22 protein-coding genes, 2 tRNA genes and 2 pseudogenes are annotated in these 23435 nt (G+C 35.2%); 7 read left to right on the forward strand and 19 right to left on the reverse strand.

What is annotated here, in order from left to right; all coding sequences use genetic code 11:
- Window positions 1–477: 477 nt before the first annotated feature.
- The 9 genes and pseudogenes from AAKU52_RS14940 to pyrF all read right to left on the reverse strand — a co-directional run bounded on the left by AAKU52_RS14940 (window position 478) and on the right by pyrF (window position 7983).
- Window positions 478–561: transfer RNA gene (locus AAKU52_RS14940), tRNA-Leu, on the reverse strand.
- 54 nt (window positions 562–615) lie between these two features.
- Window positions 616–1377, reverse strand: coding sequence for an MBL fold metallo-hydrolase (locus AAKU52_RS14945; protein WP_354334949.1), 762 nt, complete (start codon window positions 1375–1377; stop codon window positions 616–618).
- A 38-nt stretch (window positions 1378–1415) separates the two neighbouring features.
- Window positions 1416–2069: an outer membrane lipoprotein periplasmic chaperone LolA1 gene (lolA1, locus tag AAKU52_RS14950; protein ID WP_354334951.1), complete on the reverse strand. Its 654-nt coding sequence runs from the start codon at window positions 2067–2069 to the stop codon at window positions 1416–1418.
- Window positions 2070–2079: 10 nt separating this feature from the next.
- Window positions 2080–4599 (reverse strand): FtsK/SpoIIIE family DNA translocase, encoded by a 2520-nt coding sequence (locus AAKU52_RS14955; protein WP_354334953.1) that lies wholly within the window; start codon window positions 4597–4599, stop codon window positions 2080–2082.
- 112 nt (window positions 4600–4711) lie between these two features.
- Window positions 4712–4933 carry a PspC domain-containing protein gene (locus tag AAKU52_RS14960; RefSeq protein WP_354334955.1) on the reverse strand — a complete coding sequence of 74 codons (222 nt, stop codon included), beginning with the start codon at window positions 4931–4933 and terminating at the stop codon, window positions 4712–4714.
- Window positions 4934–4935: 2 nt separating this feature from the next.
- The gene (locus AAKU52_RS14965) at window positions 4936–6216 is read right to left on the reverse strand and encodes a DUF2851 family protein (protein WP_354334957.1); all 1281 of its coding nucleotides are present in this window, start codon (window positions 6214–6216) and stop codon (window positions 4936–4938) included.
- A gap of 42 nt (window positions 6217–6258) precedes the next feature.
- A complete protein-coding gene (locus AAKU52_RS17550; RefSeq protein WP_502931034.1) occupies window positions 6259–6687 on the reverse strand; it encodes a DMT family transporter in 429 nt (142 codons plus the stop codon).
- 105 nt (window positions 6688–6792) lie between these two features.
- A pseudogene (locus AAKU52_RS17555) lies at window positions 6793–7156 on the reverse strand (EamA family transporter); the annotation flags it as partial.
- Complete coding sequence (pyrF, locus tag AAKU52_RS14980; protein ID WP_354334963.1) at window positions 7153–7983, reverse strand: orotidine-5'-phosphate decarboxylase; 831 nt, start codon at window positions 7981–7983, stop codon at window positions 7153–7155. The pseudogene AAKU52_RS17555 and the gene pyrF, both read right to left, overlap by 4 nt.
- 265 nt (window positions 7984–8248) lie before the next feature.
- Here pyrF and rho point away from each other — a divergent pair, with 265 nt between their 5' ends.
- Both rho and pssA read left to right on the forward strand, forming a co-directional pair.
- On the forward strand, window positions 8249–9940 hold the full coding sequence (rho, locus tag AAKU52_RS14985) for a transcription termination factor Rho (RefSeq protein WP_354334965.1): 1692 nt from the start codon (window positions 8249–8251) through the stop codon (window positions 9938–9940).
- Between the two features lie 3 nt (window positions 9941–9943).
- A complete protein-coding gene (pssA, locus tag AAKU52_RS14990; protein ID WP_354334967.1) occupies window positions 9944–10624 on the forward strand; it encodes a CDP-diacylglycerol--serine O-phosphatidyltransferase in 681 nt (226 codons plus the stop codon).
- A 104-nt stretch (window positions 10625–10728) separates the two neighbouring features.
- Here the strand turns inward: pssA and AAKU52_RS14995 are convergent, their stop codons facing one another.
- Both AAKU52_RS14995 and folK read right to left on the reverse strand, forming a co-directional pair.
- A complete protein-coding gene (locus AAKU52_RS14995) occupies window positions 10729–11112 on the reverse strand; it encodes an Hpt domain-containing protein (protein ID WP_354334969.1) in 384 nt (127 codons plus the stop codon).
- A 21-nt stretch (window positions 11113–11133) separates the two neighbouring features.
- On the reverse strand, window positions 11134–11670 hold the full coding sequence (gene folK / locus AAKU52_RS15000; protein ID WP_354334971.1) for a 2-amino-4-hydroxy-6-hydroxymethyldihydropteridine diphosphokinase: 537 nt from the start codon (window positions 11668–11670) through the stop codon (window positions 11134–11136).
- 76 nt (window positions 11671–11746) lie between these two features.
- Here folK and sppA point away from each other — a divergent pair, with 76 nt between their 5' ends.
- The 5 genes from sppA to AAKU52_RS15025 are packed head-to-tail and all read left to right on the forward strand — an operon-like array spanning window position 11747 to window position 17361.
- Window positions 11747–13513 carry a signal peptide peptidase SppA gene (gene sppA / locus AAKU52_RS15005; protein WP_354334973.1) on the forward strand — a complete coding sequence of 589 codons (1767 nt, stop codon included), beginning with the start codon at window positions 11747–11749 and terminating at the stop codon, window positions 13511–13513.
- Window positions 13514–13522: 9 nt separating this feature from the next.
- Entirely contained in the window at window positions 13523–15202 is a 1680-nt protein-coding gene (locus AAKU52_RS15010) for a helix-hairpin-helix domain-containing protein (protein ID WP_354334975.1), read from the forward strand.
- A 16-nt stretch (window positions 15203–15218) separates the two neighbouring features.
- Entirely contained in the window at window positions 15219–15821 is a 603-nt protein-coding gene (locus AAKU52_RS15015; RefSeq protein WP_354334977.1) for a DUF4254 domain-containing protein, read from the forward strand.
- A gap of 3 nt (window positions 15822–15824) precedes the next feature.
- A complete protein-coding gene (locus AAKU52_RS15020) occupies window positions 15825–16862 on the forward strand; it encodes a glycosyltransferase family 9 protein (protein ID WP_354334979.1) in 1038 nt (345 codons plus the stop codon).
- Window positions 16855–17361 carry a SixA phosphatase family protein gene (locus tag AAKU52_RS15025; protein ID WP_354334982.1) on the forward strand — a complete coding sequence of 169 codons (507 nt, stop codon included), beginning with the start codon at window positions 16855–16857 and terminating at the stop codon, window positions 17359–17361. The genes AAKU52_RS15020 and AAKU52_RS15025 overlap by 8 nt, the downstream gene beginning before the upstream one ends.
- A gap of 38 nt (window positions 17362–17399) precedes the next feature.
- Here AAKU52_RS15025 and AAKU52_RS15030 read toward each other — a convergent pair whose 3' ends face one another.
- The 8 genes and pseudogenes from AAKU52_RS15030 to AAKU52_RS15065 form a co-directional block, all read right to left on the reverse strand.
- Window positions 17400–18263, reverse strand: a complete 864-nt coding sequence (locus AAKU52_RS15030; protein ID WP_354334984.1) for an AMP nucleosidase — start codon at window positions 18261–18263, stop codon at window positions 17400–17402.
- A gap of 93 nt (window positions 18264–18356) precedes the next feature.
- Entirely contained in the window at window positions 18357–19598 is a 1242-nt protein-coding gene (clpX, locus tag AAKU52_RS15035) for an ATP-dependent Clp protease ATP-binding subunit ClpX (protein ID WP_354334986.1), read from the reverse strand.
- Window positions 19599–19602: 4 nt separating this feature from the next.
- On the reverse strand, window positions 19603–20295 hold the full coding sequence (gene clpP, locus AAKU52_RS15040) for an ATP-dependent Clp endopeptidase proteolytic subunit ClpP (RefSeq protein WP_354334988.1): 693 nt from the start codon (window positions 20293–20295) through the stop codon (window positions 19603–19605).
- Window positions 20296–20429: 134 nt separating this feature from the next.
- Window positions 20430–21776 carry a trigger factor gene (gene tig / locus AAKU52_RS15045; RefSeq protein ID WP_354334990.1) on the reverse strand — a complete coding sequence of 449 codons (1347 nt, stop codon included), beginning with the start codon at window positions 21774–21776 and terminating at the stop codon, window positions 20430–20432.
- Window positions 21777–21842: 66 nt separating this feature from the next.
- Window positions 21843–21924: transfer RNA gene (locus tag AAKU52_RS15050), tRNA-Leu, on the reverse strand.
- Window positions 21925–22086: 162 nt separating this feature from the next.
- Window positions 22087–22530, reverse strand: a complete 444-nt coding sequence (locus AAKU52_RS15055; RefSeq protein WP_354334992.1) for a hypothetical protein — start codon at window positions 22528–22530, stop codon at window positions 22087–22089.
- Between the two features lie 68 nt (window positions 22531–22598).
- Window positions 22599–22778 carry a hypothetical protein gene (locus AAKU52_RS15060; RefSeq protein WP_354334994.1) on the reverse strand — a complete coding sequence of 60 codons (180 nt, stop codon included), beginning with the start codon at window positions 22776–22778 and terminating at the stop codon, window positions 22599–22601.
- Window positions 22779–22793: 15 nt separating this feature from the next.
- Window positions 22794–22856: pseudogene (locus tag AAKU52_RS15065) on the reverse strand (ion channel); the annotation flags it as partial.
- Window positions 22857–23435: the final 579 nt, after the last annotated feature.

Raw genomic sequence — 23435 nt, forward strand, 5'->3', positions numbered from 1 at the left:
TTCGACACTTTTGGTCGAAAAAACCCAAAACTAAAAAAACAAAAAATCCAAAAAGTTAATATAATTCTGACTTGTTGCTTTTGCAACGGTCTTTAATGGTGAATTTGCTAAGGATTTAGTTTATAAAAGCTTTGAAAGTTGCGACAATGAAAACTATACCGGAACTTACACAAGCACAAGTAAATTAATTACCTGTAAAGTAGGCGGTGCAACAATTACCTATGCGATTATCGAGTTATCCGGCAATAAAGCAACATTAGAATTGACACAAGACGGTTCATCTATTAAAATGAAAGCCGAAAGAAGATAAATCACAAACTTGTTCGATTATCCTAAAGCCTTGCATAACTGTTTAGGCTTTTTTTTGTGGGATAGATTTTTTAGCAGTCATTAGTTAGGATTATAGTATAAAATGTATGTTAAACTGTATGTAAAAATAAAAAAACCGCCTAGATTATCTCTAAAGCGGCTATATTGTACCCAGAAGCAGATTCGAACTGCCACACTCTTTCAAGCGCCACCCCCTCAAGGTGGTGCGTCTACCAATTCCGCCACCTGGGTATGATACTGCAAATATAGATTTAATCACCAATGTTTATCAAGAAATTTTAAATTTTAAACCTTGATGGATAATCCATCATAAGCAAGTTTAATCTTTGGTGGCAAATCTCTTTCCACAGCATCATGTAAACCTAAATTATGACTGATATGAGTAAGGTAAGTCATGTCAGCATTAATTTCAAGTGCAAAAGCGATGGCCTGCTCCAGGTTAAAATGTGAAATATGTGTAGACTTTTGTAAAGCATTGATCACAAGAACTTTAGTACCCCTAATTTTCTCTATAGAATTTTTAGAAATAGTTTTCGCATCGGTGATATAAGTGAAATCATTAATCCTATAACCATAAATAGGTAGCTTGTAATGCATAATTTCGATAGGTATCCATAAAGTCTCCCCTATTGCAAATGGATCACCGGAAATATGATGTAGGGTAATTTGTGGTAGACCAGGATAACTAACTTCGGAAAAGATATAAGAAAACTCGCGTTTCAAGGCTTTTTCTACCCGATCATCTGCATAAATGTCAATATTCTTTTTAAGCAAATAGTTAAAAGGTCTGATATCATCCAAACCAGCGATATGGTCTTTATGCTCATGTGTAAAAACAATAGCATCCAAATCTTTTACTCCAGCCCTCAGCATTTGATAGCGAAAATCAGGTCCGCTATCGATGACAACAGTTTTATCATCAGTTTCTACCAGCACAGAAGTCCTTAACCTATTATCCTTTGGGTTTGAAGAAGTACAAACTTCACAACCACAACTAATAACAGGGATCCCCTGAGAAGTTCCTGTACCTAAAAACGTTATTTTCAAAATCTAACAGATAAAGTCATTGTTTAAAAATATCAAAGTTATCTTAAATCCACAACCTCAACACCAGGATATTTTTTAGCATCAAAAATAAAGGTTGATTCTGGCAGCTTTACATTTGGCTGGAACGATTTAACGCTATAAGTATATTTGCTGCCATCTTTATCAAAAATCAATACATTAACCACCTGTTTAGCACTTTTATCGATACTCAACCTCACTTTTGAATAGTTCTTTTTATTATCCAGCGGTGTTAAATCTATGATTTGAAAAACCTTGATGCCTATTCTTTTTTCCCCTGTATAAAAGGCTGAAAAACCTTTTTCGTAAAGGGTAAATATTTGAGCAGGATTTAAGGCATCAGAACTATTATCAACAGTAGTTACCTGAACTTCTTTATCTTCTTTAAGATAAGTCCACTGGTTTTTACCATCACTAATCAAATCTCTTTCTGCTATTGTCATCCGGTACTTATTTGCATTTGCTTTAACGTATAAAGTACCTTTTTCTGTTCTATTAATTTTAGCTTTTGGATTATCAATGGTAAAAGTAAACGCTGCTTTTACTATTTGATAGGTTTTAAACTTTTTACTAACCTCTGCTAATATTGCTTTTGCCTTTGTTGCATTTTGTGAGTAGCTACTTAAATTTACTCCAGATAACAACAAAAACAACATGATTATCTTTTTCGTCATTTTTTCTTTTTTATTTACCGTTTAAGTTATCCAAGAACTGTTCCAAAGCGTAATCATCAGGGATTAGTACCTCACGTGCCTTACTCCCTTCAAAGGGACCAACGATACCAGCGGCTTCCAATTGATCGATGATTCTTCCTGCTCTGTTATAACCTAATTTCATCTTCCGTTGTATTAAAGAAGTGGAGCCTTGTTGATGCATAACAATCAATCTGGCAGCATCTTCAAACAGAGCGTCCCTGTCTGAAGCATCAAAATCCATCTTAGCACTTTCTGCTGCTTCATCTACATATTCTGGCAATTGATAGGCTTCAGGATAACCTCTCTGGTTGCCAATAAATTCAGATATCCGATCAACTTCAGGCGTATCTACGAAAGCACATTGTAGTCGAATCAGGTCATTACCGGTGGATAAAAGCATGTCCCCCCTACCAATCAGCTGATCGGCACCGCCACTATCCAAAATAGTTCTGGAATCAATTTTAGATAACACTCGGAAGGCTAATCTTGCAGGGAAATTCGCTTTAATCGTACCTGTAATGATATTAACGGATGGTCTTTGGGTAGCAAGCACCAAGTGAATACCGACAGCCCTGGCCAATTGCGCCAGCCGTGCAATTGGTGTCTCCACCTCTTTTCCGGCAGTCATCATTAAATCAGCAAATTCATCAACAATTAGTACAATATAAGGTAGGAATCGATGAGAATTATTTGGATTCAGTTTTCTTTTGATAAACTTTTCATTGTATTCTTTTAAATTCCTTACCTGTGCATCTTTTAATAAATCATAACGCTGATCCATTTCTATACATAAGGAATTTAAGGTAGTAATTACTTTCTTAGTGTCTGTAATTATCGCATCGGCTTCTCCTGGAAGCTTAGCTAGAAAGTGTCTTTCAATTTTATTAAACAACGTTAACTCCACTTTCTTTGGGTCAACTAGTACAAATTTAAGTTGCGAAGGATGCTTTTTATACAAGAGAGAAACCAGAATTGCATTTATACCTACAGATTTACCCTGACCTGTTGCACCGGCAACAAGTAAGTGAGGCATTTTAGATAAATCGCCGATATACACTTCATTGGAGATGGTTTTCCCTAAAGCGATAGGCAAATCCATAGTAGTTTGCTGAAACTTTTCTGTCGCCAGTATACTGCGCATGGAAACCATCTCAGGGTGTAAATTAGGCACTTCAATACCAATGGTACCTTTACCAGGCATCGGAGCAATAATACGTATCCCCAAGGCAGCCAAACTTAGCGCAATATCATCTTCCAGGTTTTTGATTTTAGAAATTCTTACGCCTGGTGCTGGTATAATTTCATATAAAGTTACGGTTGGCCCAATGGTTGCCTTTATTTTATCAATCTCAATATTATAATGATTCAGAGTTTCAACAATCTTATTTTTATTGGCTTCTAACTCCGCTGTATTAACAGGGATTTTATTGGAACCATAGTTTTCCAATAAGTCAAGATGTGGATATTTATAACTTGCCAGATCTAGCGTTGGATCATAAGCACCAAACTGCTCTACTAATTCTTCTGATTTCTTCTCCTCTTCCGACTTTTCAATCGTTAATTCTGTTTCTATCTTTTCTATTTCGTTTGCCACAACCAAGGGCACGTGCAGTACATTTTTAACTGGCTCTTTTTGTGGCATAAGAACTACCTCTTCTATTTCGGGTTCTTGAAAGCGACTTGGGGTAACAACTACATTTTGTGTTTTCTTTTTTTGATTGGCGAAACGGTCGTTCACAGAAAACTCTACCGGTTCTGATCTCACTTCTTGATCTAAGTCTAATGTTTCGGGCAGGTCTGGTAAGACAACTTTTCGTTGCGGAAATTTAAAATCTATGTTATAAGCGATGATTAAAACGGTTAAAGCTAGAAAAGTAAGTAAGCCACCAACACCTGCAGTTCCAATCTGTGCAACGAGTAAACGATTAGTCCAGTAACCAAATTCCCCCTCTAAAAAATGTGGGGCATCTGTTATTATAGAGTGGAAAAAGCCAAAAGACATGGACAAAAACAGTAGGAAAAACAAACTGTAACCAAGAGTTTTTTCAAGGGGAAAAATCTTAACCTTAAATAAAAGGCGGTAACCGATGACAAAAAAAACAAATACAAATAAAAACGAGGCCAGGCCAAACCATTCATAAATAAACTGATGCGACAATAATGCTCCAAATTTACCTAGCCAATTTTGCACTACAGGGGTAAGATTTGCGGCCTTTAATTCTTCAAAAGTTTTGAACAAATTATTCCAGCCTCCATTAGCATCAATTACATAGCTGTAATCATCCTGCCAGGTAAATAAATAAGACGTAAATGCAATGATGAAGTAAATTGATAGAATGATAAAAAACAAACCTAAAATTTTAATGAGCCTTCCGTCTTGAAAATCAAAACGGGGAAGATGCTCAAACCGCTCCCGAGGAGATTTTCCAGCTGATCTGGCACCTGGTTTTTGATCACCAGATTCGTTTTTGAATGAATTAGATTTAAATTGGTTTCCCTTTAGCGCCATTTTATTTTATTCGTATATAGTCAGCAAATATAAAATATATAGTTGTATGTATTTTTAGTATTCGAAAACACATGTCTATAATATTTATAATATGCCAATTCAACCAGATAAATTAAACGTCCCAGACGCTTAGCCTTATCTTTTTTATATAACGACGCACATCTAACACCAATGCTGCCAGCATATAAAAAAATATAGGAAAACCAACAGCAAGAAATGAAGAATAAATAAAGAAAAGTCTTATTTTACTAATAGACATACCTAATCTCTCGGCAAGATAGGTACATACCCCAAAACTTTGTTTTTCGAAAAAAGTAACCACTTGTTGAAACATTGTTATTTCTTTAGTATTTTGATTCCAATATTACAATTTAAGCATTTCTTTTGACTGCAATAGTTTTTATTTAACTGTAATACAGCCTGTGATAAAAAAGCGCTGTCTAAATGTATTCCAGCAAGTTTATATTTTTCTACAATAGCATTCTTTTCTGGTGGCAAGAAGCTTAAGAGATCAAAGGCTTTGTCAACATATCTTTCCTGATCTGTATATTTTCCATAAACGTATAAAAATAGACAAATGGTATTGATAAGGATGTTTTCTATTGATGATTTCCCTATTTGTAAAATCACTTTTCTTGTTTTTTTGTTAAAATGGTAATGATCTTCCCAATACTGATGAATCGGCAATTGTTGAAATAACGAATAATAATCAGAAAAAGTGTTAATTTCCAACAACCTGGAAAATAAATTGGGATGACGTATTAATAGTGCTGCATATTGGGCAAGTCTAACAGTAGGAAAGTTCTGTGGCCTCATTCTCAAAAACTTCCATAATGACACATCTATAGGTAACAATTGATGTTTATGTTTTAAAAAAATATATTCTTTTCTTAAACTTTGCGGATAGGGCTCCTCAAAATCATTATTTAAAAACCCTGCTTGTCCAAATATTAATGCCTCCATTTGTTTAGGGTTACCCTGGTACTTTTTCAATACGTAAAATTCTAAAGTGGAAGCCATCAATTCAAATGGCAATCCATTTACTTTAAAACCAAAACTCTTTGACAGGAAATAATGAAAAGTCTTCTCCCAGTCTCCTTTATAATTTTCGAGCTGCTGGTGTATGGCGGCTGTTTTTAACTCTAATCGTTCAACCAATTGCCTGGATAAAAATCCATTTACAATTATACTATCCACCCCCCTGAGGTGTTTTTCACATGGAAAATGGTTTGTAGCAGTAATTAAATCGTTATAATTATGCCATAACGTTTCATCAAACTTTCCTTTTAAGGTAAAAGCCGGGATTTCACTGCCATTTTTCCTATAAATACGCTGATCATTTTCATAAACAACATGCAGTATAACGTTATCATAAGCTGGATCTTGCTGGTGATGATGCACTAACCAGTCGGACGATTTTAAATGGATCTCTACATTCCCCACCCAAATAGTGTCATCAATCTTTAACTTCGCTTCTAAGAAATCTGGTCCAGCATTTTTATTAAGCAATCCAGGACTAATAATTTGAAGTTCACCCAAAGGCTCACAATGTAGCCGACAGTTGTTATACAATCTAAATTTCCAGATGAAATGCAAAAAGTCTTCTTTGAACTGCATTTGGTAAATCTAATCAAAATGAGTATTTATTTTACAATAATTTTAATTATTCTTTTTTTTGTAATTAACAATAAACACTCCAGTAATAATTAACACTGCAGCAATAACAACATCAGTTGTAATGACTTCCCCTAATACGATCCACCCAAGAAAAATTGCAATAATGGTATTAAAATAAGACAAAATAGATACCTTAACCACACTAACTCTTTTCAGGGCGTAATGAAAACAGAAAAAACCTAATACTGAACCAACTATACCTAGGTAGGCTGTTGCCATCAAGCTAGTGAAACTCCATGAACTGATATTTGTTTTTCCAGAAAATACAAAAGCAAGTACAAACTGTACCACAACCGAAAATAGGAATTGATAGAACAAATCCAGGAAAATATTATCAGAATGCTGTACATTTTTCTTAATGTAAATTGTACCAACGGCCCATCCTGCAATCGCTAATGAAAGGTATAGCATACCAATCTTATAGTCAGGATCTAATATATCGCCCAATCCTTCCCTAAATATAAATGCAACACCCAAAAAACCAAGGATAACACCTGCAAAACCCTTGAAAGATGGCTTTTGCAGTTTAACGATTAAACTTCCTAAATAGACTAATATGGGTACTAGCGAAATGAGTAAGGAAGTTAAACCACTGGTAATTGTTTGCTCGGCAACTGTTGTTAAACCGTTAGCTATAACAATCATTAACAACGATAAAATCATTTGCCGCCGTAAATGCGGCCAACCCAACCATTTCAATTCACCTTGATAAACTAAAAAGACTAAATAAAATCAAGGAAGCAATACTTTGCCTGATAGCTGTTACAAACCACGGCGGAATAGTCTGAACCGCAATTCGAATTCCTAAATAGGTGGTTCCCCATATAATGGCGACACCAAATAAGGCAAAAAGAAGTTTAGGATCTATTTTGGCCTTCATATTAACTCTTTATCGATAAGGATCTTTTCCATTTCTTTTTGCAATTTTAAAGCTTCTTCTCTTGCTTTTTCTGCAAAATCCAATCCTTTGCCTGCATAAATGATACCTCTTGCTGAATTAACCAGTAAACCACAATGATCGTTCAGCCCAAATTCACAAACATCAGCAAGGCTCCCTCCTTGGGCACCAACACCAGGTACCAATAAAAAATTATCTGGTGCCAGACGGCGAATATTTTTAAACTCAGAACCTCTAGTTGCACCAACAACATACATTAATTGTTCACTATTCGCCCATTGAGAAGAAATCATGATGACTTCTTCATATAATTTGCCCTGATCACAGGTCTTTATTTGAAAATCACTATGTCCTGGATTGGAAGTCAGCGCTAAAAGAATAACCCATTTATCTTTATGATTCAAAAATGGCCCTACAGAATCTTTACCCATATAGGGAGCAACAGTAATGGCATCAAAGCTCATTTCAGATTGGGATTCATTAAAGAAAGCAGCTGCATACATGGCTGAAGTATTCCCTATATCGCCCCTTTTTGCATCTGCAATAGTAAATATATCTTTAGGTATATATTTCCAGGTATCAATTAAACTTTGCCAGCCTTTTATTCCGCGTGCTTCATAAAAAGCAGTATTAGGCTTATAGGCTACGCAAATATCATGGGTAGCATCAATGAGTTGTTTATTAAATTCTAATACAGGATCATTGTACTTTAACAAATGCGCTGGAATGTTTTCTATTACTGGATCAAGACCTATACATAAAAATGATCGTTTCTTTTTTATTTCTTCAAATAATTGGACTTTGTTCATTTGTTGTTTTTTGCTACAAATATGCCATTTTATGCAATTAAATAATCAGTACATTTGGAGAATGTTTCAAATTTATTTTAAATAATTTTCTTTTTTTTTTGGAGATTACGTTACAAATACATACAATTGCATCATAATTCTCTAAAAGTATCTGATCATTCCCAGAAAATCTCAATATTTTGTTTCAAAATTTCACTCACACTGTCACTTTTTGTACTGATCAATCAATTATTTCTTTTAAAAAAAATTCTCTACAACTATCATAATGTTTAATAAAACAGAATTAAATGAAAAACTCACTGCAGAATTGCGTGAGCTGGCAAAGGCTCAGGGTATTCTAAATGCTGATGAGCTGCGTAAGGCTGAGCTGGTAGAAATCATCGCTCAAATTAAGGAGCAGAATATCATACCCGAATTAACAGCAGAAGTACCTGCACCACCAAAAATCACAAAACCAAGGCTATCAAAAGTAAATTCTACTGATAAACCTGTTAGAAAACGTGCCCGGATTACCGCAAAAGATGAAATGGACAATAGTCCATCAAATAAAAGCACTTTGTTTGATGAGCCATTAATTAAACCTTTTGAGAATCTTCCTGAAGTATTAGCCGAAGATAAGACTGTAGCACCTAAAGTTGAAGTTGAAGAGCCTAAAGCTGCTGTTGAAATTAAAGAGGTTGTTCCTGCACCTGCTTCAACCCCTAATACTGTTACTTCACCTGTTGCAGCTCCTGCTACCAACTCTAATCCTGATCAAAGGAAGAATAAACCTGTAAGGGAAGATAACAGGCCTAAAGGCCCGGTAAATAAACCGAGTGAGAACAGTTATTCCAACCTTGATTTTGACAATACCATCACCAATGAAGGTGTATTGGAAATCATGCCTGATGGTTATGGTTTTTTAAGGTCTGCAGATTACAATTATTTATCTTCACCTGATGATATTTATGTGTCGCAGTCTCAAATCAAATTATTTGGTTTAAAAACAGGTGATACAGTTAGAGGAAGTATTCGTCCACCAAAAGAAGGAGAAAAATATTTCCCACTAGTTAGGGTTGAAACAATCAATGGTCGTTTACCTGCTGATGTTCGTGATCGTGTTCCATTTGATTACCTGACTCCACTGTTTCCAACAGAAAGGTTTAATCTTTCTGTAGACTCTAACAACTATTCAACACGTATCATTGATTTATTTACCCCTATAGGTAAAGGTCAGCGTGGCTTAATTGTAGCCCAACCAAAAACAGGTAAAACGAATCTACTAAAAGAAGTGGCAAATGCTATTGCAAAGAATCACCCTGAAGTATATTTAATTATACTTTTAATTGACGAGAGACCTGAGGAAGTTACAGACATGGCCAGAAGTGTTAGAGCTGAAGTTATTGCCTCAACTTTTGATGAACCTGCAGAACGCCACGTAAAAATCGCTAACATTGTTTTGGAAAAAGCAAAACGTTTGGTTGAATGCGGACACGATGTGGTAATTCTTTTAGATTCTATTACACGTTTAGCCAGAGCTTATAATACAACAGCTCCTGCATCAGGTAAAATTTTATCTGGTGGTGTAGATGCAAACGCATTACATAAACCAAAACGTTTCTTTGGTGCAGCCCGTAATATTGAAAGAGGTGGTTCATTGACTATACTTGCCACAGCATTAACCGATACAGGTTCTAAAATGGATGAAGTTATTTTTGAAGAATTCAAAGGTACTGGTAACATGGAGCTTCAGCTGGATCGTAAATTATCTAACAAAAGAATCTTCCCTGCCATCGATATTACTGCATCAAGCACAAGAAGAGATGATTTGTTACATGACAGAGATACCTTGCAACGTGTTTGGATTTTACGTAACCATTTAGCTGACATGAATGCGCAGGAAGCCATGGAATTCGTTCAGGCACAAATAAAAAATACAAAATCTAATGAGGAGTTTTTATTATCTATGAATAGCTAATCTATGAAGAAACATGTCCCTAATGCATTAACATGCGCTAACCTCCTTTCTGGATGTATCGGCATTGTGTTTGCCTTTAAAGGGGATTTGACCATTACCGCCTATGCAGTTTTGATGTCCGGAATCTTTGATTTCTTTGATGGATTGTCTGCCAGGCTGCTAAATGTTAAGTCTGAAATTGGAAAAGAACTGGACTCTTTGGCAGACATGGTTAGCTTTGGATTTTTACCTAGTGTAGTGATGTTTCAGCTTATTGCCCAAAGTAATTACACTTCAGCCTATCTTCCTTATGTGGCTTTTTTAATCGCCATCTTCTCCGCTTTAAGGTTAGCAAAGTTTAACATCGATACCCGGCAAACCGAAGATTTTATAGGCTTAAATACACCTATGAATACGTTGTTCATTGTTTCCCTTCCTTTTATCCAAAAAGATCATCCGGAAATTATCAACTCTACGTTTTTACTGATCGGCCTGACTATCCTGATGAGCTGGCTTCTGGTTTCCGAAATAAAAATCTATTCCCTGAAATTTGGATCATTAAACTGGAAAGATAATAAGGTAAAATACATTTTCCTTATGGTATCGGCATTATTGATTGCATTTATGAAATTCGCAGCCATACCTTTTGTATTAGTATTGTATATTAGTTCTTCTTTTTTACACTTTAGAAATAATGAATTATAAATAATTGAAGCTTGCAAAGTCTTTTATCAAATTGATAAAAGACTTTGCAAGCTTCAATTATTCCATAAAAAATAGTACGGCTGGTAGTTTTAATGTAAGCCTAATTAAGGCTCAATTCTTTTTTCGAGTTCAGCCCTAGCTTCATCAAGTTGTTTATTCAACACCTTCATAAACTCATTAATCTCTTCAAATTTAACAATCAATTCCTCTAAATTCTTGAGGTCGCGTGCATCATGCTCCATCACCTGCATGTGATCTCTTGCATCTTCTCTGCCTACATAAGCAAATGTTGGTTTTATTTTATGCGCACAACTGGATACTTTCGACCAATCACCATCGGAAATCGCCTGTTTAAGATCGGCAATATATAGCGGTGTTTGCTGTTTAAACATATCAATCATTTCCACCATAAACTCAGGACTATCTCCAGACATATCGCTTAAGTAAGACAAGTCGAGTGGTGTTTTATTTTTCTCTACATTGAACATTTTATAAAAAATTTAAGGAAATTATATTTTCAATACAGCTAAATTATCTGACAAACTTTGCAATAATTCAGTGACACTTTTTTTAAAAACCGGATGTTGGACTGCTCCGGCAATTTCTGCCATAGGAACCATTACAAATCTTCTATTATGCATCTCAGGATGAGGTATTTGAAGCTGACCAGGGAGGTTAATGATAGCATCATTATAAAAGATAAGGTCAATATCAATTAACCTTTCACCCCATTTCTCTAACCTTACCCTACCTAATTCTTTTTCAATTTCCAAAACACTGGATAAAACTTCAAGAGCAGTTAGACTGGTTTCTACTGCTAATGCTAAATTTAAAAATGCAGGCTGATCTACTTTGCCCCAAGCTTTAGTTTCATAAAAAGAAGACCTTAAATTAATAGGACCTATTCTTTTATTGATGTGTACTATAGCCTCTTCAATTAAAAGGTCGCGCTCACCTAAATTGCTTCCCAGTAACAAATAAACTACTTTAGTGTCTAATACCATATAAGTGGACCATTTCTTAACGGCGTTAAAGTTAGGAAACATTTATGAGCTTATTGCTTTTTGTAAACTGAAGCTCAGATAGGATTCTTATATTTACAGAAAAATATATAACCTTCTTATGAGAGATTTTTTCAAGTATGTTTTTGCTACGGTTGTCGGATTTATCATTTCCATATTCCTCATGAGCATATTTTTTATCGTCCTGATTTCTGCGTTGGTATCTTCCATTAGTGAAGATAAGAAAGTAGAAGTGGCCGCCAATAGCGTCCTCCACTTAAACCTTGATCAAAATATTAAGGAACGTACGCCTAATAAGCGTTTTGAAAATTTACCAATAATTGGCTCTAATGATAAAAGTATTGGCATCAGAGATTTAATTCTTGCTGTTAAAAAAGCGAAGACAGATCCTGATATCAAAGTGATTTACTTATCAGCATCCTCTCCTTCAGCAGGCAAGGCAACGCTTAAGGAAGTCAGAGATGCTTTAATAGATTTTAAATCAAGCGGAAAGCAAATTATTGCCTATAGTGAAGTTTATACCCAGGATGCTTATTATATAGCTTCTGTTGCCAATAAAGTTTACCTAAATCCTCAGGGAGCATTAGAATTTAAAGGCTTTAGCTCAGAACTGATGTTCTTTAAGGGAGCTCTGGAGAAAATTGGAGTTGAAGCCCAAATTATTAGGGTTGGAAACTTTAAAAGTGCTGTGGAGCCTTTTACCAATGAAAAGATGAGCGATTATAATCGCCAGCAAGTAACAGCCTATTTAGGTGGCTTATACAACACTTTTTTAGAAGGAATAGCCCAAACCAGAAAAATACCCAAGGATAGCTTGTTTAACTGGGCTAATGACTATAAAATTCAGCAACCTGAAGATGCATTAGCCTATAAAATGATAGATGGTCTGCGTTATAAAGACGAGGTAATAGAAGAACTTAAAAGTTTGAGCGCCACAGCAAAAGGCAGCACCATAAAAACAGTATCTATAAATGATTATGCAGAAAATGTTTCACAAGAAAAACGTAAAGGGAAAAATAAAATTGCTGTAATCTATGCAAATGGGGACATTATCAGTGGTGAAGGTAATGATCAGTCTATTGGGTCAGAACGTGTTTCAAGAGCGATCAGAAAGGCCAGGCTAGATAGTAATATTAAAGCCATTGTATTAAGGGTAAATTCTGGTGGAGGTAGTGCCCTGGCTTCAGATGTGATCTGGAGAGAAGTTATCCTGACTAAAAAAGTTAAACCTGTTATTGCTTCTTTTGGTGATGTGGCTGCTTCAGGTGGTTATTACATTGCTTGTGCTGCTGACTCCATTTTCGTACAACCGAATACGATTACTGGTTCTATTGGTGTGTTTGGTATAATTCCTAATTTCCAAAACTTATTAAATAATAAACTGGGAATTACTTTTGATGGTGTTAAGACAGGAAAGTATGCTGATATCATGAGTGTAACCCGTCCATTAACTCCAGGTGAAAGATTTATAATTCAAAATGATGTTAACCATATTTATGACACTTTTGTTTCCAGAGTAGCTGACGGCCGTAAGAAAACAAAAGAATACATCAATTCTATTGGAGGCGGACATGTTTGGGTTGGTACTGATGCGGTAAGAATAGGACTTGCAGATCGTTTAGGTAACTTCAATGATGCAATTGTTGCTGCAGGAAAAAAAGCTAAATTAAAAGAATATAGAGTTGTTGAATATCCTGAAAAAATAGATCCGATTAAATCGTTAATGGAGAGCTCTACAGATAAAATCAAAGTGTATTATGCCAAACAAGAATTTGGCGATAATTTTCTGCTCTATCAACAAATGAAAAAAGCTATCCTAAATTCAGGTGTGCAAGCTCGTATGCCATTTGAAATAGTAGTAAAATAGACACTATTCATGGAAAACAAAACCATATCCCGTACCCTTCGGCTGTTATCTCAATTAATGGAATTGCACCAGGGTAATGCTTTCAAAATAAAATCAGTAGCTAATGCTGCATTTAAAATTGATAAACTGCCCTTCCCCATCAGTGGTAAAAGTCTGGAGGAAATTGAAAAAATAGAGGGACTGGGTAAAAGCATTTCTGCAAAAGTCTGTGAACTGTTAACCGTAGGTACCATAACAGACCTGCAGCAAATCCTCAAAGAAACCCCTGAAGGTATAGTTGAGATGTTAGGAATAAAAGGTATAGGACCGAAAAAAATTGTGGTAATATGGAAAGACCTAGGCATCGAAAACGTAGGTGAATTGTATTACGCATGCAACGAAAACAGGTTAATTGAAGCTAAAGGATTTGGATTAAAAACTCAAGAGGAAATAAAAAAAGTCATTGAATTTAAAATGGCTGCAGCTGGAAAATTTCTATATGCAAGAGCAGAGCATTTAGTGACTGAGCTCCATACCGATCTCTCTCTATGGCTTAATAATGCTGAAAACACTCCCTTAATAGAAATTACTGGTGCTTTCCGCAGGTGTTGTGAAATTATTGAAGAAATAGAATTCGTAATTGGAACCGACAATCCAGAAATCACAGCCGAAACACTTTACCTATTCAAAACAATTGAATTCAAAAAACAACCAGATAATTCATTTATCGGAGAAACAGCTTTTGGGTTAAAAGTTATACTTTCCCTGGAAAGTAAAACTAATTTTTATTTACAATGGTTTATTTCTACTGGAAATCCAGATCATGTTAAAAATGTTCTGGCACTTGCAGGTTCTGGTAGTTTTATTACCGAGGCAGCCATATATGAGAAAGCAAACCTTGCCTTTGTGGAACCTGAATTAAGAGAGGGAACCAATGAAATAAAACTGGCTAAGGAAAACAAATTACCCATTCTGGTAACTACAAAAGATCTGAAAGGAACTTTACATAACCACTCTACCTGGAGTGATGGTGTACATACCCTGGAACAAATGGCTTCCTTTTGCAAAAACGAATTGGGACTTACCTATTTAGGCATTTGTGATCATTCTAAATCGGCTTTTTATGCCAACGGATTGAATGAACAAAGGGTCTACGCTCAGCAACAAGAAATTGATGCCCTGAATCTTAAAATAGCTCCTTTTATAATTTTCAAAGGAATTGAAAGCGATATTCTGAATGACGGTTCACTGGATTACCCAGAGGAGATTTTAAAATCCTTTGATTTTGTTGTGGCTTCCATTCATAGTAATTTAAGAATGGACGAGGAAAAAGCAACTGCAAGGTTAATTAAAGCAATTGAAAATCCTTATACAACCATTTTAGGCCATCCCACGGGCAGGCTTTTATTAAGCAGAAAAGGTTATCCTATTGATTATGCCAAAGTGATAGATGCCTGTGCCGCCAATCAGGTGGTCATTGAAATCAATGCTAATCCTTTACGTTTAGATCTCGACTGGCGCTGGCATAATTATGCCTTGGAAAAAGGGGTTTTGTTAGCTATCAATCCTGATGCACACCGGATGGAAGGTTTTTATGACATGCATTATGGAACTTTAGTTGCAAGAAAGGGTGGCTTAACCGCCAGTCAATGTTTAAATGCATTTTCATTAACAGACATTACAGGATATTTTAATAAAAAAAATAGATAATACCTACCTTTAGCCAATGATTAGCTCAATTTGCAATAAGATATATGAGGAGGTGATAAATAACTATCACCTGCACAATAATATTGATCAACCTATACAAAACCCATATAGCATCAATACGCTGGAACATTTATTATACCTAAAATGTTGGATTGATACTGCCCAATGGCACATGGAAGATGTTGTCCGTAATCCTAACATAGATCCTGTTGAAGGTTTACAATGGAAACGAAAAATAGATAAATCGAATCAGGAACGTACTGATGTAGTAGAATATATTGATAGCTATTTCTTGGAAGAATTTGCAAATATAACCCCTAAAGAGGATGCCAAGACTAATTCTGAAAGCCCTGCATGGGTCATTGACCGTTTGTCAATTCTTGCCTTAAAAGTTTTTCACATGAAGGAAGAAACGTTAAGGACAGATTCCCCAACAGAACATTTTCAAGCATGTGAAATAAAGTTGAATACACTTCTAATGCAACGAACTGACCTATCCCTTAGCCTTGATGAATTAATTGATGCCATAAAAAGTGGAGACAAATACATGAAAGTTTATAAACAGATGAAAATGTATAACGACCCGAATTTAAACCCTGTTCTATATACTAAAAAATAACCAATGACCAGGCCATCTAAAATATTGGTGATCCGGTTTTCTGCAATGGGAGATGTAGCGCTGACTGTTCCGGTACTTCGGGAATTTACCCAAAATTATCCAGAAACAAACATAGTGATAGCAAGCAGAGGCTTATTTGAACCGTTTTATAAAGATATTGACAACCTTACTTTTCATGCTTTTGAACCTAAAATTAAGCATAAGGGCTTTTTTGGGTTACTAAAGTATTTTAAGGAATTGAAAAAGCACGATATCACTGCCGTTGCAGATTTACATAACAACCTTAGGAGTGCGGTTTTATGTGTCTTATTTTTTATGATTGGCAAAAAAATCCGTAGACTGGATAAAGGACGGGCAGATAAAAAGAAACTTACAAGGCGATTTAATAAAGTTTTGACTCCACTTAAATTAACAGCAGAACGTTATGCGACTGTATTCCAAAAGCTTGGTTTCCCACTTCAACTGTCTCATCAATTACCTAAAAAAAAACCTGCAGCTATCTCGAAATCACTATCACCACTCATCGGAGTAGAGAAAACCCAGAAATGGATCGGTTTAAGTCCCTTTGCACAACACCAGCAAAAGATCTATCCCCTTGTAAAAATGGAAGTTGTGTTAATGAAACTGGCTGAACTTGGTTATAAAGTTTTTATTTTTGGTGGTGGTGAAAAAGAAAAAGCTATAACTACAGCATGGGAAGTTAAGCACCACAATATCATTTCTATAATTAATAAAATAAATTTAGAAACAGAGTTGGAACTGATTTCACATTTAGACCTCATGATTAGCATGGACTCTTCAGGGATGCATTTGGCATCCTTAAAAGGAATTCCTGCAATTTCCATTTGGGGCGCTACTCACCCTTATGCTGGTTTTATAGGTTATGGACAATTATTAAACGATACCGTTCAATTAGAACTAGCCTGCAGACCATGTTCTATTTATGGTAATATACCCTGTTATAGAGGAGATTTCGCTTGCATGAACAATTTATCACCATTAGTTGTTATAGAAAAAGTAATACAAAAATTAAATGGCTAAACAACTCTTATTAGTAAGACACGGAAAATCAGAAAAGGAAGATCACGACCTGAAAGATTTTGACAGACCTTTAAATCATAAAGGCAATAAGAACTCAATTGCTATGGCAGAAAAACTCTTAACCAATCACTTTTCCATTCCATTCCTTTTAAGTAGCCCTGCATGCCGTGCAATTAGTACCGCAAAACATTTCGCTAGAGTTTTTGATATTCGGGAAGATAAAATCCAAACCAATACAGCTATTTACGAAGCAAATACCACAGCATTACTTCAAGTAGTTAATAATTTACCGAATGAATACGATACCATCGCAATGTTTGGACACAACCCTGGGTTTACAGACTTCGCAAACTATCTTGACGACGCCCATATTTATAACATTCCTACTTCAGGGATTGTAATTATTAATTTCGACGTAGACGACTGGAAGGAAATCAGCCGCCATACAGGAACCATGTTGTCATTTGATTTTCCAAATAACACGGAAGAACCGCATTAATGTTAGTCAAATACAACATAGCGTGTACGATTTTTTTGTTAAAACTTGAGGTGTTTAACTGTCAAACCATTATTAATTAATTGTTTAAGAGAATCTACCCCTATTTTCAAATGAGTTTCCACGTAGTTAGTAGTAACCTTACTATCACTTTCCGTAGTTTTTACACCCTCAGGAATCATTGGTTGATCAGAAACCAATAATAAAGCTCCTGTAGGAATTTTATTAGCAAACCCAGTTGTAAAAATCGTTGCTGTTTCCATATCAACAGCCATGGCACGCAAAGTTTTTAAATATTTTTTGAATTTTTTATCATGCTCCCATACCCTCCGGTTTGTGGTATAACAAGTACCTGTCCAATAATCCCTAGAATGTTCACGTATGGTCGTAGAAATAGCTTTTTGCAAAGCAAAAGCTGGTAATGCAGGCACTTCAGCAGGAAGGTAGTCATTAGAAGTCCCCTCTCCTCTTATTGCTGCAATAGGCAATATGAGATCACCTATCTGATTTTTCTTCTTCAAACCGCCACATTTACCCAAAAACAATACTGCCTTAGGTGTTATAGCAGACAACAAATCCATCATTGTAGCAGCAAGCGGACTTCCCATACCAAAATTGATAATTGTTATTCCATTTGCAGTTACACTTTGCATCGGTTTATCAAGTCCCATAATCGGCGCATTGTCATTCCATTCAGAAAACATTTGTAAATATTTACTAAAGTTGGTTAACAAAACATATTTACTAAACTCCTCTAAAGGTCTGCCAGTATACCTTGGCAACCAATTCCTAACAATATCTTCCTTAGTTTTTAAACCAGGTTTAATAGGAGTTTCAATCTCTTTAATTTTTTTGACCTTGCTCACTACTTTTACTTCTTTTTTTTCATCCTTATCTTCATTCATAATCTTCCTTTTTTTTGGTTTATAATAAAGTTCAACAATGTTTGTTATTAAATAACAATGTAAAAATAAATCCCCGATAAATCGGGGATTTATTTAAGCAGCTTTTAACTTTTTAAAGTCAGCCTTATTAAATTTTTCCATTGCATAATCTAAGGTGATATTCAGATCCTTAACCGTAGGGTCTGAAGGAATATCAAACATTGCATCAAGCATAATAGCTTCACAAATAGACCGTAAACCCCTGGCACCGAGTTTGTATTCCATCGCTTTATCCACAATAAAATCTAAAACATCATCATCAAAATCAAGCTTTACACCTTCAAATTCGAACAATTTCACATATTGACGGAACAAAGAGTTCTTTGGTTCTGTTAATATATTACGTAATGCTTCTTTATCTAAAGGATCTAAATGCGTTAATACTGGTACACGACCTATTAGTTCAGGTATTAAACCAAATGATTTTAAATCTTGAGGGGTTATGTATTTATATAGATTTTTAAGGTCTAATTCTACATCATCCTTTTTCACTTTGTAACCTACGGCTTGTGTTCGCAATCGATTTGCTATTTTGCGTTCAATACCATCAAAAGCACCGCCACAAATAAACAAGATATTATTGGTATCTACAGGGATCATCTTTTGATCCGGATGCTTACGTCCACCCTGAGGCGGAACATTTACAATAGTACCTTCTAATATTTTCAATAACGCCTGTTGAACACCCTCACCAGAAACATCCCTTGTAATGGAAGGATTATCACTTTTACGTGCCACCTTATCTACCTCATCAATATATACAATGCCACGTTCTGCAGCAGCCACATCATAATCAGCAGCCTGCAATAAACGGGTAAGGATACTTTCCACATCTTCGCCTACATAACCAGCTTCAGTTAAAACAGTAGCATCACAGATACAAAAAGGCACATGTAGTATTTTAGCAATGGTTTTAGCCAAAAGCGTCTTTCCTGTACCCGTTTCTCCCACTAACATGATGTTGGATTTTTCAATCTCAACTTCATCCTGCTGGTCAACTTTCTGACTTAGCCTTTTGTAATGGTTATAAACAGCTACCGAAAGTACTTTTTTAGCAGCATCCTGACCGATAACGTATTGGTCAATATGTTGCTTAATCTCCAAAGGCTTCAATAAGGTTACAGAAGCATCTAAGCTTTTTCCTTTCTTACTGCCCAATTCCTGCACCAACAATTGGTTGGCCTGTGCAACACATTTATCACATATAAAAGCATCTAAGCCCTCAATAAGCATTAAAGTATCCTGCTTACCAGAACCGCAAAAAGAACAACGAGATTCTTTATTTTGTTTAGCCATTTTATTATTTATTGGTTATTCCCCCTAGCACTTCATCAATCATTCCAAAATCTTTAGCTTCGCCTGATGTCATCCAGTAATCACGGTCCGAAGCTTTTTCAACCCATTCATACGTTTGACCAGAATGATCAGCAATAATGTCATATAATTCTTTCTTCAATTTAAGCATTTCTCTTAAGTTTATCTCCATGTCTGATGCCACACCTTGTGAACCTCCTGAAGGCTGGTGTATCATTACCCTGGAGTGTTTCAATGCAGCACGTTTTCCTTTTGCTCCCGCAACAAGTAAAACAGCACCCATCGAAGCAGCCATACCTGTACATATTGTGGCCACATCTGGAGTAATATATTGCATTGTATCATAAATACCTAATCCTGCATATACTGACCCTCCTGGAGAATTAATATATATTTGAATATCTCTATTACTATCAGTAGATTGTAAAAACAGCAACTGTGCTTGTATGATATTCGCATTTCCTTCATGGATAGCATCTCCTAAAAAGATAATTCGATCCATCATTAAACGAGAAAAAACATCCATTTGAGCTACATTAAGCTGGCGTTCTTCAATAATATAAGGTGTCATGCTTTTTGGCGACATATTGGTTTGACCAATAAATCTATCAACATTTAAACCGTTTATGCGATGATGCTTAACTGCGTATTTTCTAAATTCGTCTTTATCTATCTTCATAAGTATATATGTTTATAAAACTATAATTGATAATTTAATATTGTATTGTAAAATTTAAACAGCTTTATATAAATAAGGCGGCCTTAAAAAAAGCCGCCTTATTTATATCTATAAAATTAGGATGTAATGATTAACTACACTAATGCTATAAATTTATTATAAGCTATATCTTTTTTGTCTAAAGTGGCAACACTTTGAATATATTCAAATACTTTAATTGCTTTTACTTCTTCAAATATTCGGTTCGCATTATCTTTTTCTTTCAAAAATGTAGCCGTATACTCCGCCAATTGATCTTCAGGCATTGGACTAGGGCTGTACATTCTAAATTGGGCATCTAAACGTTGTTTAGCTGTCTGAAAAACATCTTCATATTTAATCTCGATGTTATTGTCTTTAATTAATTTATTCTCAATTAAAGTCCATTTCAGATTTTTCGCAAAATCATCATATCCTTCTGCTAATTCTTCGTCAGTTAATTTTTCATTAGTAGCTTTTAGCCATTTCCGTAAAAATTCATCTGGTAATTCGATGTTTACGCTTTCTACTAATTGGGTATACATATCGTTTTGCAATTTGCGATCTGCATCTTGCTTAAACATTCCCTCTACCTCTTCAGTAATTTTAGCAGTAAATCCAGCCTCATCAGTAACTACGCCCTCGCCAAATAATTTATCAAAGAACTCATGGTTTAAATCTGATTCTTCTAACCTGTTTACATTTTTAATAGTAACACGGAAAGTTGAATCAAGTCCCTTAACCTCTTCTTCGCTAATGCTTAATAATTTAGCTATTATAGCCTCATTTTTATCAAAAGCTTTTTGAATAGCTAATTCAACTACATCATCCTTTTTTAAGCCAATTAAAGATTTCAAGATATTTTTGTCTTTAACTGAATCTAAACGAATAGAACCTGTCGCTATTATTCCTCCTTCAATAATTGCACCATCTGAAGAAAGTTGTGCTAAATCGGCATAAAGTACGTCATCATCTGCCGAAACTTCAGGATTTGTCATTTTGCCATAGCTACGACGGATGTTTTTTATGCGGGAAGCCAATGTTTCCTCATCTGCTTTCACTATATATTGGGTAAAAACATCCTTAGCAGAAATGTTTATTTCAATAGCTGGCGCTAAACCTAATTCATAATCAAATTCAAACTGATCTGTGCCATCCCATTTAAATTCTCTACTATCATCCATTACGGGTAAAGGCTGACCAAGAATTTCAACTTTATTATCGGCCAAGTATTTATTTAACGTTTCGCTTAGCAACTTATTTACTTCTTCAACAAGAATGCTTTTGCCATGCGCTCGTTTGATATGTGCTACGGGCACCATCCCTTTACGAAAACCAGGAAGATTCGCTTTTTTAGCTTGATCCTTAATGGTTTTCTCAACCTTTTCAGTATAATCTTCAGGCGCTATTTTAATTTTCACAACCGCATTTAAGTCGTTAATTTTTTCCTGTGTAATATTCATATTTCTGAATCAATATTTAATTTCTATATACAAAAATTCCCCCGAAATTTTCGGAGGAATTTTTTGTGCGGATGAAGGGACTCGAACCCCCACGCCGTGAAGCGCCAGATCCTAAGTCTGGTGCGGCTACCAATTACGCCACATCCGCAGTTAGGAGTTGTTTAGGACTGCAAATATAGAGATAGTTTTTAAAAGTCAAAATCCTTTTTAAGTTATTTACATAATATTTTTTCAGTATCCATTTTTAGAGTTTATTTTAAATCAAAAGTTTATTTTTCAGTATTCTGATAATAAGATAAATACAGTTCAATTAGCTTAAATCAGACTTAAGATTCCACCTCGGAAAAACTCCGAAAATATTTTTATATATTTTTAATAATTTTATTTTTGTGGCCCTCGGCCGGTCTTTATTCTTCCCATTCCAGGTTACATACCAATGAACATGCAACACCTCGATGTCTTCAATCAGCATTTGAACTGGCCAACAATTTTTACGTTTTGTTTCATCAAAATGTAATCCATCGATTAAATTCTCTCTCAAGCCATCATGTATTTCAACTTCATTAAGCATGTTTTTTGTTAGATCCAGTCCTGTTTTACCTATATAAATAAGCTCAACCCTGCCCTTTTGCAAGGCATAAACTAAAAAAACACCATACTGATCCTCAGGCGCTGTACAAACTTGTTCTAAACTGTCTGTTGCCTCAAAAAAAAAATTACCATTAATACTATACTTTTTGAGCTCATCAAACATGGTGTTGATTTAACATTTTACTTCCCAGGCATTAAGCTAAACAAATTAAATATTTATCCCAATAAATCCTATCCATCACTTTCATCTTGTATAATTTTCTTACCACAGTTAGCGCAATACCTGGCATTTGTGGAATAAATTGGTGCCTTACAATAAATACATTTTTTTCTAGCCTCGTCGGTAGCACGTGCCATTTCTACTGATACAATTCCTGTCGGCACAGCAATAATACCATTTCGGTTAATCATTAGCATACTGGCCAGAATTTGACCCAGGGGTGTTTGTGGTGAAATATCACCATACCCAACTGTGGTAATGGTAACAATAGCTCAATAAATAGAGACAGGTATACTTGTAAAACCACTTTCATCACCTTCTATAATATACATTAGTGTTCCAACTATGATAACCATGGTAACTACGGTAGCAATAAACGCCACTTAAGGATACGAAACATCCTTAACAAACGAAAAGCACATAAAACTACGAGTAATGCACAACACCAAAGAATAAGCTAAGGTAAGTTAGTAAAATTTCTACCAAATCTATAAAACCATAAAAACTCAATCCGTATTTCATTGGCTTCAGGTTACTGTAAATCCTTAATGCATATTCTATAGTATAGAGTATGTTGAAAATCCATTCTGCTATCTTCTAACAGCTTACCTGCCGGCGTGTCTGAGCCAAATATTATCGTATAAATCTTTTTTCTGAATAAGGGCTTTTTTTCTGATTTTCATATACTTAAACTGCTATTATCAACTATAATAAGTCATTATAACTTTATACAAATAAATCAGGTGGTTTTACCAGGGTCAACGCATAAAAATAGTTAAAAATCAGATGCTTGTTAACATTTTGTGGATTTCGTGTTAGGATTTTTTTGTTTGTTTTGCTTTATTTAG

Source organism: Pedobacter sp. CG_S7, from assembly GCF_040544395.1.
Taxonomy (GTDB): Bacteria; Bacteroidota; Bacteroidia; order Sphingobacteriales; family Sphingobacteriaceae; genus Pedobacter.